The following is a 16080-nucleotide window of genomic DNA, read 5'->3' as shown; positions in this document are numbered from 1 at the left end:
GCCATACATTTATACGGCATTCGATTCGTGTGTCCCACTATAGCGGCGCAAAATTCGGATTGCATCTTTTGGGTGCCCATATTGTCATATTAGGTGCCATTTATTATACTGAAAAGGAGGCCAATTATGGGCGACAACTCGCCAATGCGCCTTGGAGATTTCAGACTGCTTGTACACAAATGGGATTGTCGAATTGAAAAAACCACAAAAGAATGGGAAGTGCGAGACAACAAAGACAATTTGCGCGTAACCGGTTTTGCAAGTGTTCGCGGTCGTGAAGTCAAACGTTCATGGGTAAAGCGGTTCTTGAAATTGATTCAGGAAAAGCGAGCAAGTGATGAACAAAAGGAGGAACAGTGAATAAGAAGGCTATCGCCAAGACAGCAGTTCTTTACTGGTGCGAAGAAGATGAATGCTACTTGAAAGAATCTCCATTGTTCGATTCTGTGCTCGGTGTCGGTGACACACCACAAGAAGCTGCAAAAACATTCTCTGATCTTTTAGATGACGCTTACGAAGCTTACTTAGAGGGACGAGTACCCGGTTATTCAAGACCAGGACGTCCAGCAAAAGGTGGTGTTGCGTTAAATTCTGATGTCCGTCCAGAGACAAAGAAACGAATAAAGGAAATCGCCGAAGACTTCGAATGTTCCACAGGAGAAATTGTTGATTACCTGCTCTTTACTTGGGAGCACCGGGAAGGAGCTACAAAAGCACGCAATCAAAAGGCTCCCAACAAAGGACAGCTTGAAGAACTGAAGATCCGCGTTTCAACTTTGGAAATGAATCTCGATCGCCTGCTCAAGAAAGAATTTGCTGGCAGTAAATCACGCAAGAAAACAATTGCCTAGATAGAACAGCATTATGTAGTCTGCTTCACGATGTAATCAACGATTGCATCGACTTCGTTGCGCAAGACCACCGGCACAGCAAGCCCGAAACCAGCCTGCCTTGCGCGGTCGTCCTGAAATGCCTTGATTGCCGACATCACAAATCGATCATATTCGGATTTCGGATTCGCCAATCTATCGTTTATCTGATCAGGAGTTATTCCCCCAGGGATATTTTTCTTAAAATAGTCGTCCATCACCATCTTCCAGCCGACCCATGGATCTAAATTTCCATCATCCCATTGTCCATCGCCTCTAACGTGCGACTTCATCATCTCTACTGGTGGTCCCATATTTATCATTGCCAGCGTGCCATCTTGTCTGACAGCTAACGGACCAGTGCTTGTTTCACCAGTATATGGACCGCCAACGCATTGCCAGTGAATGCCATCGTTGTTTTGGCTCACCCAAGTATCGCCAGTGTGACTGGTGAACTGACAAATTTGTCCGTCATTATTGTAGGCAAAAGTATTCTGATGTCCATCGGCTCCTTTTAGACTCGTTAGATGTCCCTGATTATCGTAACTGTAATCAATAAGGTGATGACCATCTGCTGCTATCGTGCTCAGCGGACGATTTCCATGAGCCTTGTCTGTAACTACTGCTGATCCATCTGGTCTGTACTCAATGTGACCAGGTCTTTCTTCGACAGTGTATTGAGTTCGTCCATCTGGTGATTGGTGCCCAACCAACTCATAGTGCCTATTGCGATTGGTAAAAGGATTTGTGTCGTTGTTGATATCAGCATTCATATTTTTGACATTGTCTTTTTGATGCTGAACAACATCTGCCATATGTTGCTTAGCAGCTGCCAGTCTTTGCTGTTCGGCAGCCAGAGCCGCAAGTCTAGCAGCATCAGCTGCGGCTTGTTTAGCTGCATCAGCTGCGATCTGGGCTTGCTGTGCATCCCAGGCAGCGCGCAATTGAGCATCTGTTGGTTGCTGCGGTTGTTGTTGCTGGGCATCGAAAGGCGAGTTGGTGCCTGTCGGTCGACTTGTGTCAATTGGCTGTCCAGTGCCAGTCGGCTGACTAGTATCATGAGGTTGCTGTGTAGCACGCGAAAGCGATCTAGCTATTTTGTCGACCGGAATGTGATTATATCCGCCATGCGGTGGATAAATGCCTCCAGCATAAGGAATGTTCAGGTGACCACCATCGATGTAATTGCTGGCTGCGCTGAGTCCAACTTTAGCAATGGCTCCCAGAGCCCTTTTGAAGGAAAATTTCTCTTGAGCTTCATGTGAAAACTTTTCGCTGGACTGCCCGACATTAGCATCCGGAGCCTGATTGTTAATCTCTGCACGCTTGTCTGTCATAAGAAAGCCCCCAACCAGCAACTACCGCAAATCCTAGATCTACGTACCCAGCTAGTTTAATTATTAAATTAAACCTGTTATCTAAAGAGGCTTTGAGAAAGCCTTTTCCAGCTCTATCTCATCGCGAATTGGAGTTCCATAATTACCAAATTCAGGGATTGTCGGTTTCATCATGCGACTTTTGGCAATGGCATTTCTATGCACTTGCTTCACGCTATAGCCACGCTTTTCATAAAAGCGCAGTGCATCAACATTGTCGTTGGTTGTGACGAGCCATAAGCGACGGCAATCAGTAGCTTGGGCAACAGCTTCAACGGCAGCGAGGAGTTGAGTTCCTATCGAACGCTCACGAATTAGCGCATCGATTGTAACTAGTTCACACTCACTACTAGAAATGAAGTAAGTAGCAAGCCCAACAAGCTCCTTGCCACTAAGAGCAATGAAGCCAGGCAACTTCGCAGGCTCATGCAAGACTCCGCGACTGACCACAGTCGTGCCGCCGAAAAGTTCATTAGTCCTTTCGGCCACGCAATTGCGATATTTGTCCGAGAGTGGCTCAATTACGGAATTCATATCATTTCACCGTGAATATCAATTCTATCAGCACGCCCGTTACACAATGTAAGCTTGGTCGCATAATCGGGCATAGCTAAGTCAGGTTAGACATACCCAAAAAACTGGAGGCATAATGCGAGCTAGAATCTTGCCAATAATTGCGCTTTTGTCATTAACCATCAACATACAAATGCCTGTGCAGGCACAAACACAGGTCGTCGTCGTCAAAGACACATTCCCTGGTGTTGGAAGCATCGAACAGTGGCAGTCATCCAAACCCGAATTCCAGGCCGGTATGGCTGATATGAAAGTAAAGCAATATCAACGAGCCATCGAGCATTTTAATGCCGCCATTACCCTTTATCCTTACGACCACAAATATTTCTATCATCTAGGACGCGCCATTGAGGCATCCGGCGGCAAGATGGAAGACGCAGAATCTGCTTACCGTAAGGCTCTCAGTCTAAGATCAAGCGACTGGAAATCCTGGCATCGCTTATCCAGCGTCTTATACGTGCAGAAGAAATATTCAGAAGCACGTGATGCCTTGGGCAGTGCATTGCAATTAGATGTGCCCCCAAATGACCGTGCCAAACTCGTCACCGAACTTGCTACGGTAACAAGTATGATGAGCGGCGGTCGCAGCCTTGATGTACAGCCATTAAGTGATATAGACGAATCAGACTAGTTGATTGTGCCAAACTGTCTCAAGATCTAACAAAAGGGAACTTCTCCTCCCATACAGCATCGAAACTTCCTGAGCCCAGGAGGTTTAAATATGAAGAGATTAGCTTGGTTCACCTTAAGTACAGCAATGTTTGTTTCCGTGCTGAGCATGCCGCAGGTTGCTCAAGGACAATCAGTGTATGTAGATCTTGATGGTAGAACGCACTACCGCAGTCCTTATTACCGCGACAACTTTAGACGCAGAGCGTACGTAAATCCATACTATCGCCGCGATAATGGATTACATAGAGGCTGGTACAAACATCACAACAGATGGGATAGGGAGGCTTATTGGGATAGAAGACATCGTAGATGGTACTAATTATCAGCCGCCAAAATAGAGGTATATTTCAATCGCCTTGACATAAGCAACCCAAGTAATTGTTTCTCGTTTAGACTAGTTCTTTAGGGGATTCAAATTCCAATGGAATCAAGCATTGAAAGAGAGCTGACTAAGTCCTGCCCTACCTGCGGCTCGGACTTTCCTGGCATAAATGACACCTGCCCCTTGGACGGCACCAAGCTGCAGCTGAAAGACTCGCTCATCGGCACTACGCTGGCCGGGCGCTATAAAATCTTGTCCAAGATTGGACGCGGCGGCATGAGTGTAGTCTATAAGGGCCAGCACCTGCTCATGGACCGCATCGTGGCAATTAAAATGCTGCATGCAGACTTAATAAGCGACCCTGTTACTATCAGCCGCTTCCAGCAGGAAGCAAAGGCTGTAAGTGCGCTTACTCACCCTAATGTCATTTTGGTTTTTGACTTTGGTCTTTCATCGCAAGGTTTACCTTATCTAGTAATGGACTACCTGCAGGGGGAAAGCCTGTCCGATATTGTCAAACAACAGAAGCATCTACCAGTAAAACGCTGCGTAGAAATTTTCACGCAAGCCTGCGACGCGCTCACACATGCCCACCACAAGAACATCATCCACCGAGACATTAAGCCGGCAAATATCATGCTCACCGTTGATGAGGATGGACATGAGATAGTCAAAGTGGTCGACTTTGGAATTGCCAAAATGCTTCCGCGTGATGGAGAAGAGGCAGTGAAGCTCACGCAGACTGGAGAAATTTTCGGCACACCGCTGTACATGAGCCCTGAACAAATCCTGGGCAGACAACTTGATGTGCGCTCTGACATTTATTCACTGGGTTGTGTGATTTACGAAACACTAACAGGTCGTCCGCCATGCCTCGGAAGCAACGCCGTCGACACCATGAACAAACACCTTGTTCAGGAGCCTCCGCATTTTGCCGATGCCCTTCCTGAAGAATATATTCCTGAAGCAATCGAGGCTGTTGTTTGGAAAGCGCTTGCCAAAGAGCCTGACAAACGTTATCAAACAATGGCAGAGTTCAAGGAAGACCTACTAATTGCCGGAGGACCTACAGACTGGAAAGACAGTCACGGAAAAGCTCCGACATTGAGAGCAACAGGCTGGCAGCCACCTGTAAGCAAAAAGCAACTTTACGCCGGCATTGGAGCCGGAGTCCTAGCAGGTATTTTGCTCATAGGCTGGGCTATGCTTTCACCTCAAGGTCCATATCAACAGAGCCTAGCCAGCAAGCGTTGGCAAGAATTGACGGACGAGTCGGAAAAGGCCGTGCAGGAATATGACTTCAATAAAGCGATTCGCTCGACTGAGCAAGCTGTAATTGAAGCAAAAAAACTTGGAATTACAAACGAAAAATTGGGCGACAGCTTGCATGACTTAGGTGCTTTGTACAGGCTGACAGAAAACTATAAGAAAGCAGAGAAATGTTTGTTTGACAGCCAGCAAATTCGCGAACGACTCAATGGTCCCGAAAGCCCAGAAGTGGCCGATTGTCTGGACAATCTAGGTGCCATTTACCGCAAGCAAGGCAAATTCAAGCAAGCGGAAGACTTCTTCACAAGATCACTAACAATAAAATCTAAAGATGGCGAGCCAGACGATGAATCTGCTGCAGTGACTCTCAACAGTCTCGGCATGCTTCATTCTGCAACAGGCAAGTACGCACAGGCGAAAGACGAATACAGCCGCGCCCTGAAAATCAGAGAAGCCACTCTTGGTGCCAACAATCCAGCTACTGCCGATATTTTGACCAACCTGGGACTGTTGTACCAGCGCCAAGACAAATATATTGAAGCCGAGGCGATGTACAAAAAGGCAATTAGCGCATACGAAACTCAAGGGCCCAACGACATAAGTCTTGACGAACCATTGAGAGACTATGCAGATCTACTTAGAAAGACAAGTCGTTTTCCTGAAGCGGAAGCTGTAGAAAAACGATTGGCGCAAATTGAAAATGCTAATCGTCCGCAGGGGAAATAAAATGCCTCGCATTTTGCTCGTAGAAGATCACGATGATCTAAGAGCGATGATGCACGAGCGCTTGCTTAAGGAAGAGTACCAGGTCAATGTTTTCGATAATGGACTAGATGCATTTCAATGCCTGCAAAAGACGACTTTTGATTTGCTTATACTCGACTGGGAATTGCCCGGCATGTCCGGCATTGACATTCTCAAAAACTTTCGAGACGCCGGCGGAACGACTCCTGTTTTGATGCTCACCGGCAGAAAATTGATGGAAGACAAAGAGGCGGGTTTCGATGCCGGCGCCGATGACTATTTAACAAAACCGTTTAATCCCAAGGAATTTTCCATGCGCATTAAGGCGCTCATTAGGCGGCGACAACAACCAAAAGGCACTTTGCATTTTGAAAACGGCGCCATTATTGCCGAGAAATACCAAATCATCTCGATAATAGGAGAAGGCGGCGTCGGTATGGTTTACAAAGCGCACCACAAATTTCTGGACAAACTTGTTGCACTTAAGCTTTTGCGTCCAGAATATGCCACCGATCAAGTTGTGGTGGCACGTTTCAAGCGAGAGGCTCAAGCAGTGGACAGCTTGAAACACCCAAACATAGCCACGGTGCACGACTATGGAGTTCTCAGTGATGGTCGACCATTTATGGTGATGGATTTCATTGAGGGGCGCACTCTATATAATCTGCTTGTGTTGAATCAAAGGCTGGAAGTGCGTCGCGCGATAAATATATTTGTAAAAGTCTGCGATGCATTATCTTACGCTCACGATCATGGCGTTATCCATCGCGATCTCAAACCCAGCAACATCATGCTGTCTGAAGAAAACGGCGAAGAGATACCAAAGCTGCTTGATTTCGGAATTGCCAAATTACTTGATACCTCACAGCAATTGACTCGCACCGGCGAGTTTTGCGGCAGCCCGCTGTATGTAAGTCCTGAGCAGTGCACAAGCAGCAAACAAGATCAGCGCGCGGATATTTTTTCACTAGGCTGCGTGATATGCGAGACTCTTACCGGCGAAGCACCATTTCATGGCGAAACCGTCATGGAAACCATTCACAAGCGTTTGCATGAAAGACCGCCCCACTTGATGGATCTAAATCCGGAAGCGCATATTCCGCCCTTGCTCAACGACATCGTGAGAAAGACGCTTGAACTCGATCCGATGAATCGTTATCAATCGATGGACGATCTTAAAACAGATTTGCAATCTGTACTTACTTCGTTGTAAGAGCTGCTTCGCGTCCGCGGCGCTCATTGACAGTCGTAAGCATTATCAAACCGATGATGAAAAATGCTGCTGTGCTGGCAATAGCCATGCGGTGATTACCGGCGCTCAAATATGTAATAAGCCCATAGCTGATGGGTCCAATTATGGCTGCTGTTTTCATTGCCAATCCCCAGAGACCAAAAAATTCACCGGCTCTATCAGGAGGTGAAAATTGTCCAACCAGAGCGCGTCCGACAGAATAGCTTGAACCCATAGCAACGCCAATTAGATTTGCTGCTACCCAAAACATTGTTTTATCGGTGGTGACAAAAGTCATCAAAATAGCTATACACCAAAGCACAAGTGTGATTGCCAGAGTTGGTTTTGAACCAAGCTTGTCTTGAACAAAACCAAATGCAAATGCTCCAATAGCTGCAGTTAGATTTACCAGCAAAATCATAATGATGGTTTCATTCAACTTGAAGCCCATCACTTGTTGCGCATAAACGGCCGCTAAGACAACAACCGTAGCTGTTCCACTTGAATAGACTAGAAGCGTGGCTAAAAACCGGAACAAGTCTTGAAAATGACGAGCATGATTCATGGTCTCTTTCAATCTTATAAATCCATGCTGCCAAAGGCTCTGTCCTTGCGGCAAGTGTTGCTCAACAGCACGCTCTTTCAACCACAAAAATATCGGTACGGAAAAGACAGCGTAAATGGCAGCAACAATTATCATAGTCATCGGCACAAATTGTGCTTCTGTTTGTCCCATTGACTGAGCCCAGCTAACGTATGCCAAGCAAAGTCCCAAAACAAGCAGGCAACCTAGGTGGCTAGCCATACAACCATAGGCTGATGTGCGTCCCATTTTTTCAGTCGTGGAAATTTCAGGCAAAAATGCCGCGATCATATCTTCAGCCGTGGCGCACATCAAACATGCAGCAATGAGAAGACCTGAAGCAAGTACGACTGTTCCTGGAGCTGTCAGAGAAAGAAGCGCGGTGAATATTACCCCACCTATTGTGGCGACTAGAAGAATTTTCTTTTTCGCTGCGCTGTAGTCAGCAAGTGCACCTAAAGCCGGAGCGCTGGCAACGACAAAGAGATTGGCTACAGCAATTACCAATGTCCAGAGAAGTGTGGAAGTGCCTTGATCAAAGCCGGCACCTTTAGCGATCACATTTACAAAAAATGCATTGAATACCGCCGTCAGCACAACTGCGGAAAAACCTGAGTTGGCAAAGTGATATATCACCCAGGCAGAGATTTCACGAGGCGATGCCGCGTCCTTTCCTGAATGAGTAATCGGAGCGCTCAGTCGTTCTTCCACAAGCATTGTTTCTTCCTCTAAAGGCAACGCCTATATGTTATCGGAAGTTCGCATGCTTTTTATTCGATTTTATTCTATGAGTTGCTTTCACCGCTAATTTAATGCGTGTTATATCCTGTTATATATGGATCACGCCCTTTTCTATAAGCAATATATTCGACCACTGCTTTTCAAGCTCGATTCGGAGTCCGCACACAGACTGGCGCATGAAGCTGGACACTTGGCAGGCTCCTTATTTCCGCTGTTTGCAAATGACCTCAAATATCAAGGTACGGACCTTTCAGTAAATCTTGCCGGCACCAAACTGGAAAATCCAGTCGGGCTAGCTGCCGGCTTCGACAAGAACGGCTTGTTGGCATCGATGCTTGGAAACATTGGCTTCGGGTTTGCGGAAATTGGCTCCGTCACCGGCAAGCCAAGCGCAGGCAATCCCAAACCGAGGCTCTTTCGTTTGGTCGATGACGAGGGATTGATCAACAGATTAGGACTAAACGGAGATGGAGCTGAAGTTGTTGCGCAACGGCTTAAAACAACAAATCTCTCATTACCAATCGGCATAAACATCGCAAAAACAAACGACCCTTCGATAAAAGGTGATCTCGCCGTCGAAGATATTCTCCACAGCTTCAAAGCCGTAAAAGATCTGCCTGCTATTTACGTGACGATTAATGCCAGTTGTCCAAATACCAAAGAAGGAATACTGGAAGAGAAAAAACAACTTGGCACTATCTTTTCGGAAGTGCAAAAATTGAACTTAGGAAAATTGCCTTTGTTTGTCAAATTGTCACCAGACAGCAGTGACGAGTTGTTGCACGACATGGTGGAAGAATCTATCGGCAACAATCTTGCCGGTTATGTCTGCGGTAACACGACAACAACACGCAAGTCTCTGCGCAGTAATTCTCAAATGATCGAACAGATTGGTACAGGTGGATTAAGTGGACGTCCACTAAAAGACTTGGGATTGTCTTTGTGCCGTCGCATCGCGAAATTGAAAGACGCCAATCAAACAATTATTGGCGTAGGTGGAATATTTTCAGGACAAGATGCTTTTGATTACATTGCCGCCGGTGCAACTGTTGTAGAAATCTATACCGGGTTAATTTATGAAGGGCCCACATTGCCGAAACAAATTTGCGAAGAGTTGTCGGCATTGCTCAAATCGCAAGGGATGTCCATAACAGAGGCAATCGGATCAGAAGGCAGAATAAAAGCATGAAGAATCTGCTGAAAATTCTTGTCTGCTTAAGTGTGCTGATGGTTCCTCAGGCATCCATTGCAGAAGAGTGGCATGAAGCCATAAAACTGAATTTTGCCATTGATGAAAAAGATTGGGAATTAGGTTGGTCAAATAAATCGAGCGAAGTCTACATCCTAGAATTCGTGCCTAAAGGACAGAACGTCGAGAACTGGAAGGAACTCATCACTTTTGAGTTTTATCCGGGATTGCAGGAAAAGATAAATTGCGAAGAGTTTGCTGCCGGCTTTATCAAACAAATTAGAAAGAAAGAGCCAAACGTAAAAGTCATGTATTACCTCAACAAACCAAACGATGTAATTGTCGAATGGGTTCTCAATGGCTCCAAAGAAGACCCCGACCAAGACGAAATGGATCGCATCATCCTCGGCGAGCAAGGCATACACATGGTGCACTACGTCAAAAAAACTCAATTCCTGAGCGAAGCCGAACGCACCAAATGGCTAGACTTCCTCAAGTCCGCGACATTGGTTAAAGAATAGCCCCCTTTGTCATTTCGAGCGGAGGGCGCAGCCCGAAGTCGAGAAATCTTCCAGCAGCGATGCGAAGTTCGAGTCGTAAGACTTGCTACTCGTTTAACGGTTTTACATAAAATTCGTCAGCCAGGTACAAGCTCGCAGCTACAACCGGCACGGCAACCAAGGCGCCCATTACACCCATCAGTGATGCACCGATTAAGATGGCAAAGAGAATAATTACCGGATGTACGTCAACAGCTTTACCAAGCAATTGCGGCACAATGATATTACTTTCCACCCACTGCTCAAGCACAAATAGACCAATTGTCATTAATCCCAACATCGGGTCCTGATTGAAAGCAACCACTACAGCAAAAGACGCCGTCAGCATGGAGCCAACAAATGGCATCAAATTGAGCACGCCGGCTAACGCGCCAAGCACAAGCGCATAATGCACTCCTAAAAGACTCAATCCCGTGCCAAGGAATAAGCCGACGCAAATACTTACTAGAATTTGTCCGCGTACATATCCGCCCATGCAATTACCGAGAGGCACAATTAAAGATGCAGCTCTCTCACGACGATGTTTAGGCAGCCAGGACAATAGTCCTTTCCATATTTGATTGGCTTCAATTACAAAATATGCTGTCAAAAACAGAATAAGAATGAAGCTAAGCATTAGTCCGACAAGACCAGTCGTCAAACTCAATGTCTGCTTGACCATCTTCAAGACAGGATCACGAAAGTCGGTCCACTCAAGGGACAATGCATCCGGCGTCTGTCCAGCCATCGTAAGCAATTGGTTGTACCAAGTTGTCAGTCCGGCCATCTGGTGCGGAACATTCTCATACAATTGAGCAGCTTGCTCCCAGAGAGCTGGTGCCAGAAAATACGCAAGCGCCGCGTAAACAAGTCCGAAACCCATATAGAGCAGGACAATTGTCACAATCCGCGGTATTCCTCTTTTTTCAGCCCATTCGGCAACAGGAGCAATTCCGGCAGCCAGAGTAATAGCAATCAAAAGGTTGACTATCAGACCGCGCATAACGTAAATGAATATCAAGGACAGCAATATGCCAAAGAACAAAAATACGGGAAAGGCTTGTCTCCAGTGGTCCTTAACTTCTTTGACTACGCTCATTGACTACTCCGCAACATTAATCGTAATAGGTTCACTCGGGAATCCAATCATCGAACCGTTTGCATCCAGAGCAATTATACGCATTTGATGCACACCTTTCGAGTTCAAAACTTCCTGCGGCAAATCAACTACGCCCTTTACTCCTTTTATTTCCCAGTCGTTCATCGACGTAGATTGGGCAGACAAAGGCATATATGCGTCAATTTCTGCTTCACCATTTGCTTCTGCCGTGACTCCTGGCTTGGTCGCATACAACTTAATCAATTCGGCGTTAGGAATTTCCGAGACGTCATAGGTCAGCTGCAATTTCTCACCGAATCTGACTGTATGCATCCAGGCAGACACTACATCAGTTACTCCAATAAGGCTGAGCTTCGGTACTGTTGTTGCATCGCTGCCAATAGTCAATGACTTCAAGTCGACATGATAATCACCTGGTTTAAAGGACAAACCGACCTTTTCTATATTTCCAGCTAAAGTCCATGCACGATAACGCCCGATCCACAGCACGTAATGTCCTCGTTGCCCATGCATTATTGGTGCTTCGTGGATTTTGCTGTCACCTGCTACTTGCCAGGCAAGCGAAACCTTGCCGCCCAAACAAGCCGAACAACCTACGGCATCTTCCTTGCTAAGGTCGGCAATGACGACACTTGCCTTTGTAGGATCAAGTCCTTTTACAGGCAACCACATGATCAACCCGCTAGCAGATGGATAGACCTTTGCCGAATCAGCCGTCCTTTCAATGCATGGAACGACAGTCGACATCAAATGCCATGACTTAGCATCAGCCAAGATGGTATTTGCAGGATCAAGAGCTAAACCTTTGACGCCGTTAGCAGCAAAGTCAAATTTGTAATCGGTTGTTCCATTAGATCTTTCGGTCCAAGGCACAAATGCTCCATTGGATTGGTTCCAAATCATGGCTCTGGTGACCGCTTTATTTTTCAACAACGTCTTAAATTGTGTCGGCCAGATAAAGTCGTGACTGCCCGAGATTACAGGTTCGACTGTAATCAGTTTCTTACTATAGTCCTTATCGCTAACAGGTTGCTGAGCCATAAACGACAAATACTGTGGTCTAGTTAAAAGTCCGGCACCAGAATAGTCACGGGGAATATCCAGCAACAAAACGCGCGAACCCTCAGGGGTTTCAGCGGCCAACTTTATTACTTGCGAATGTAGTCCCGACATCAACTTACCTGCACCAATCCAAGGTTCAAGATTCGCTTGCAGCAAAATGCCCCAGCAAAGGAAAATAACAGATAGAGCCACCGCCCCTACAAGCGTCATCAGTCGGGCAACTCGCTTACTCAAAACATCAATAGCCGGCAATGCCGCCAACGCAAATAACATACAAAATGGTGCAGACGACAGAAAGAACAGACGGCTACCGACAAGATTGGGATGAATATGCCAGACCTGAAACGTCGGCAAAATTAGAACTACAGCCCAAGCAAATAAAAATAGAAATGGTCGAATTGAAACCGAACGCACAATCAATCGACTCAACAACAAAAGAGCAACTAGTCCATAGCAAACATAGAGTGCCGGAATAACCCATGTTGCAATTGCAACTTCTTCATTGATAGGAACAAATAGCTTGAGAAGAGTGGCTTTATCTAAAAAGACTCCGACGATACTCAAGAGACCGTCAGCACCCAACGTTTCGTAACCACCAATAACCGTACTTAGAAGTAAAGTTCTGATGATGCTGAGCGTTACCAATACTACAAAGTAAGTCCCAACAAACGTCATTCTATTTAGAGTTCTGGTTGTCCTGCTGCGAACCATCAAAAGTTCATACAGTGCAACGGCGACCGGCAAAGTAACCGCCATTTCCTTGCTGGCAAACGACAATACGAAGCAACCCAGTGAAAGCCAAAAATACGGTTTTTCATGCAGCAAGCGAAAACGTGTGTAGAAAAACAGCGAAGCAAAGTAAAAAACACCGCACAACAAATCAACACGCCCAATAGCCCAAGCAGTTGCTTCCGGGTGCAAAGGATAAACGGCAAACAACAATCCGGCCCACAGTGCCGCTACAGCACCTAGCCTGTTGCCGTAGGCTCCAGTCAATTCCAAGGTGGTAAGTCCGACAAACAGAGCACAAAGAGCAAACAAAATAGTATTGGTCAAGTGAAAACCAAAGGCGTTAGCTCCCCAAATTAGATAGTCAATGAAAAACGAAGTAGAGGACAGTGGTCTATAACATCTCATGATGTCCGAACCGGCCCAGTTGCCGTAGAAGTTATGAACAAAATCACCCCAGTCACCATGAGCTGCACGTGCGACATAATCCAGATGCAAAAAATCATCCAGCAGAAATCCAACATGCAAGGTCGGCGCATAAACAATGAAGCAAGTGACAATAGCCAGCACCGCTCCGACTATCATTTGCACCTTAGACGTCCGCAAATCCAAAGTGGCTTTTTCCAGCTCAAACTCAGTTTTCTGTTGTTCTAATTGACTCACTTAATTAGTCCTTACTGGATTTACTTGTAAATTAATCGGATCGGATACATAGCCCAAAACCTTACCGCTAGCATCAATTGCAGCGATGCGTACTTGGTAATACGCCGCTATCGGCAAGCTATTTGGATCTATCTCAAAACTTCCTTTGACTTTGCCCAGACGCCATGTTTTCAAACTCTTATCCGATAAGGCTTGGTCTCTCAACTGTCCTGTGTAGTGCTCAAACCAACTATCCGGTTTCGATATTTCCACAGCAACGTCTTTGGCGTGAGCAATTGAAGACGCGTCGTAATTAAATAAAGCCTTGCCCTGAGGAATTCGATAAGCGCCTTCAATATCAAGTCGAACTGTGGCATCATCAGGAATAAGGCAAGGTATTTCCGATTTGCCTTGTTTTAAACCAAGCCTATTAATAGTCGCACCTTCCGGCACATCAATTCTCAGTCGCGATATATTGCCGGACATTACCCAGCTTTTGTGCTCCGATACATTGAATCGATAACTATGCGCTTTACCGTCAGCTTCTAATGCGAGAGTCAATCTTCGTCGTGGCAAGAAATTATGTTCCGCCTCGCTATTCCAATAAAGCGACAGCAATGCAGGCTTCTTGCTCTTGCGCACAGTCACATCTAGATCTACGAAGTCAACAGCTGCAGGAGCAATTTCCATTTCCGGCGAAACAACAAACATATCTTTTTCCGGCGACAACGAAGTCAACTTGGTGCTTGCAAAATTCATATCTCCGGAAGCTAACTCTAAATGCACAGGCACCAGCGCATTTCTTTCGCGATCCCATGAATAGAAGTCGTATCCTTCCGGATTCTTCTCGATCATCTGTCTCAATCGAGAGACTATGAATATCTCCGAATCGCCATAAGTCATCGGTTCAAAAGTAACTACCCTATCGGAAATACCGGGAGACGTTAAAGGTGGCTGCAAGAGTATCCACAACATAGCAGCGTTATACAACTCATGGGCTCCACCCACACGTTGCGGCAAGTTTAAGAGAACAAGCTTCTTTTTCGGATCAAGATCCTCAACACGCCTTTCTAACTCATGCCGCAAGGCTCGCACTTCTCTACCTGCTGCAACCCACGGCTTGTTATTCCCCTGCGCAATCTGTACAAAGCAAACAACAAACCCAGCAAGCAAGAAAACACCTATGGACTGAGCAATCCTCGTCACTTTGCCTTGTAGGGGCGCATTGCATGCGCCCTTTTCCAAATCCACCAACGGATAAACAAGTAAAACCAACAACAACGCCAAAGGCGCCGTCCCCATGTAAATAAACCGACTACTCTGCAAATTATCCGTCAAGTTGAATACTTGATACGTCGGAATCATCGAAAGCACAAACCACAAAATCGCAAAAGGAATGAATCTCGTTATGCCATTCTGCTTAAAGCTGAATATTAATCTCAATAGAACCGCCGCACCGCTCATGACATAGAGATTCATCAGCAACTTTCGCAACTTATCAAAAGACGAAAACACTGAGGCATCAAAAGGAAACAGCACGCGCATAGCAGATCCATCAAGAAACATCCGCTTGTAGAACGACCCACTAAGTCCCTCGCCGATGGAGCCCATATATCCGCCTGCAACTGTCCCCAGCGACAATGTCCTAACTACCATAAATCCGCCGAGCATCGCCCAGAACATCCAGGTATCGCATGCGGCTTCCTTCACACGTCCAATCCAGTTCTTTGTATCCCGCGAATGCGCCAACAACACATAAACGACTAACGTCGGCGGCAAAGTAACAGCCATCTCTTTTGACAGCAAAGCAAGAACAAATGCCACCAGACTAAACCAAAGATATTTTTTGTTTCTATCTTGATACCAGCATATAAACAACCAAAACGCCGCAAGATAAAACGCCGTGCAAACACCATCAACGCGGCCGATTATCCAACTAACAACTTCGGCATGAAGGGGACATGCTGCAAAAATTGCCGCCGCAAAAAATCCAACTGTTGTAGCCTGCCGCTCGCCGAATTCTCTCAGCATCCTGCGCGTAAGTAGAAATAGAAATATCGAAGATGCACACTGATACAACGTATTTGTCAGGTGATATCCAAGTGGATTTACTCCCCAAAACAAATAGTCCAATGCCAGAGTCAAAGAGATAAGCGGTCTATAGAATTGCGTGCCCTGAGTTTGCAGCCAATTGGTATAAAAGTTTTGCCATAAAAGCTCAGGATGCCCTGAAAACACTCTGCTCAAATAGGCAACATGTATATAGTCATCGGCGAGATAGTAGCCACCAAGAGTCCTGCCGAAGCAGACGAAATTGATAGCTATCAAAGCTGCCATTAACAACAATGGCAGCCAGAGCCTCTTGATCTCCCCATTTTGGGTATTTGTAGACAAGAATGTCTCCCTTTCGCCCCTATTT

General features: G+C 46.0%; 14 protein-coding genes. 8 read left to right on the top strand and 6 right to left on the bottom strand.

Annotated elements, in window-relative coordinates:
• The first annotated feature begins 126 nt into the window (after positions 1 to 126).
• Together K2Y22_17620 and K2Y22_17615 are read left to right on the top strand one after the other, a co-directional pair.
• Positions 127 to 360 (top strand): hypothetical protein, encoded by a 234-nt coding sequence (locus K2Y22_17620; GenBank protein MBX9880282.1) that lies wholly within the window; start codon positions 127 to 129, stop codon positions 358 to 360.
• Positions 357 to 851 carry a hypothetical protein gene (locus tag K2Y22_17615; protein MBX9880281.1) on the top strand — a complete coding sequence of 165 codons (495 nt, stop codon included), beginning with the start codon at positions 357 to 359 and terminating at the stop codon, positions 849 to 851. The genes K2Y22_17620 and K2Y22_17615 overlap by 4 nt, the downstream gene beginning before the upstream one ends.
• A gap of 11 nt (positions 852 to 862) precedes the next feature.
• Here the strand turns inward: K2Y22_17615 and K2Y22_17610 are convergent, their stop codons facing one another.
• Both K2Y22_17610 and K2Y22_17605 read right to left on the bottom strand, forming a co-directional pair.
• Positions 863 to 2206 (bottom strand): hypothetical protein, encoded by a 1344-nt coding sequence (locus tag K2Y22_17610; protein MBX9880280.1) that lies wholly within the window; start codon positions 2204 to 2206, stop codon positions 863 to 865.
• 81 nt (positions 2207 to 2287) lie between these two features.
• Positions 2288 to 2779 carry a GNAT family N-acetyltransferase gene (locus tag K2Y22_17605; protein MBX9880279.1) on the bottom strand — a complete coding sequence of 164 codons (492 nt, stop codon included), beginning with the start codon at positions 2777 to 2779 and terminating at the stop codon, positions 2288 to 2290.
• A 115-nt stretch (positions 2780 to 2894) separates the two neighbouring features.
• On the opposite strand from K2Y22_17605, the gene K2Y22_17600 reads away from it, so the two are divergent.
• The 4 genes from K2Y22_17600 to K2Y22_17585 all read left to right on the top strand — a co-directional run bounded on the left by K2Y22_17600 (position 2895) and on the right by K2Y22_17585 (position 7038).
• Entirely contained in the window at positions 2895 to 3449 is a 555-nt protein-coding gene (locus K2Y22_17600) for a tetratricopeptide repeat protein (protein MBX9880278.1), read from the top strand.
• Between the two features lie 90 nt (positions 3450 to 3539).
• A complete protein-coding gene (locus K2Y22_17595) occupies positions 3540 to 3809 on the top strand; it encodes a hypothetical protein (GenBank protein MBX9880277.1) in 270 nt (89 codons plus the stop codon).
• 102 nt (positions 3810 to 3911) lie between these two features.
• Positions 3912 to 5807: a serine/threonine-protein kinase gene (locus K2Y22_17590; GenBank protein MBX9880276.1), complete on the top strand. Its 1896-nt coding sequence runs from the start codon at positions 3912 to 3914 to the stop codon at positions 5805 to 5807.
• Between the two features lies 1 nt (position 5808).
• Positions 5809 to 7038, top strand: a complete 1230-nt coding sequence (locus tag K2Y22_17585; GenBank protein MBX9880275.1) for a protein kinase — start codon at positions 5809 to 5811, stop codon at positions 7036 to 7038.
• Here the strand turns inward: K2Y22_17585 and K2Y22_17580 are convergent.
• The gene (locus K2Y22_17580) at positions 7025 to 8356 is read right to left on the bottom strand and encodes an MFS transporter (protein MBX9880274.1); all 1332 of its coding nucleotides are present in this window, start codon (positions 8354 to 8356) and stop codon (positions 7025 to 7027) included. The two genes, K2Y22_17585 and K2Y22_17580, sit on opposite strands and share 14 nt — an antisense overlap.
• Positions 8357 to 8474: 118 nt before the next feature.
• Between K2Y22_17580 and K2Y22_17575 the strand changes: the two genes are divergently transcribed.
• A complete protein-coding gene (locus K2Y22_17575; GenBank protein ID MBX9880273.1) occupies positions 8475 to 9569 on the top strand; it encodes a quinone-dependent dihydroorotate dehydrogenase in 1095 nt (364 codons plus the stop codon).
• The gene (locus tag K2Y22_17570; protein ID MBX9880272.1) at positions 9566 to 10090 is read left to right on the top strand and encodes a hypothetical protein; all 525 of its coding nucleotides are present in this window, start codon (positions 9566 to 9568) and stop codon (positions 10088 to 10090) included. The genes K2Y22_17575 and K2Y22_17570 overlap by 4 nt, the downstream gene beginning before the upstream one ends.
• Positions 10091 to 10175: 85 nt before the next feature.
• On the opposite strand, the gene K2Y22_17565 is transcribed toward K2Y22_17570, so the two are convergent.
• Genes K2Y22_17565 through K2Y22_17555 form a run of 3 tightly spaced genes read right to left on the bottom strand, consistent with a single transcriptional unit; the run spans position 10176 to position 16055 of the window.
• On the bottom strand, positions 10176 to 11207 hold the full coding sequence (locus tag K2Y22_17565; GenBank protein ID MBX9880271.1) for an AI-2E family transporter: 1032 nt from the start codon (positions 11205 to 11207) through the stop codon (positions 10176 to 10178).
• A 3-nt stretch (positions 11208 to 11210) separates the two neighbouring features.
• Positions 11211 to 13682 carry a glycosyltransferase family 39 protein gene (locus K2Y22_17560; GenBank protein ID MBX9880270.1) on the bottom strand — a complete coding sequence of 824 codons (2472 nt, stop codon included), beginning with the start codon at positions 13680 to 13682 and terminating at the stop codon, positions 11211 to 11213.
• Positions 13683 to 16055, bottom strand: coding sequence for a glycosyltransferase family 39 protein (locus tag K2Y22_17555; protein MBX9880269.1), 2373 nt, complete (start codon positions 16053 to 16055; stop codon positions 13683 to 13685).
• Positions 16056 to 16080 lie beyond the last annotated feature (25 nt).

This window comes from Candidatus Obscuribacterales bacterium, assembly GCA_019744775.1.
Lineage (GTDB): Bacteria > Cyanobacteriota > Vampirovibrionia > Obscuribacterales > Obscuribacteraceae > SBAT01.
Note: the sequence above shows the minus strand (reverse complement) of the source record. Positions and strands in the feature narration are given on the sequence as shown.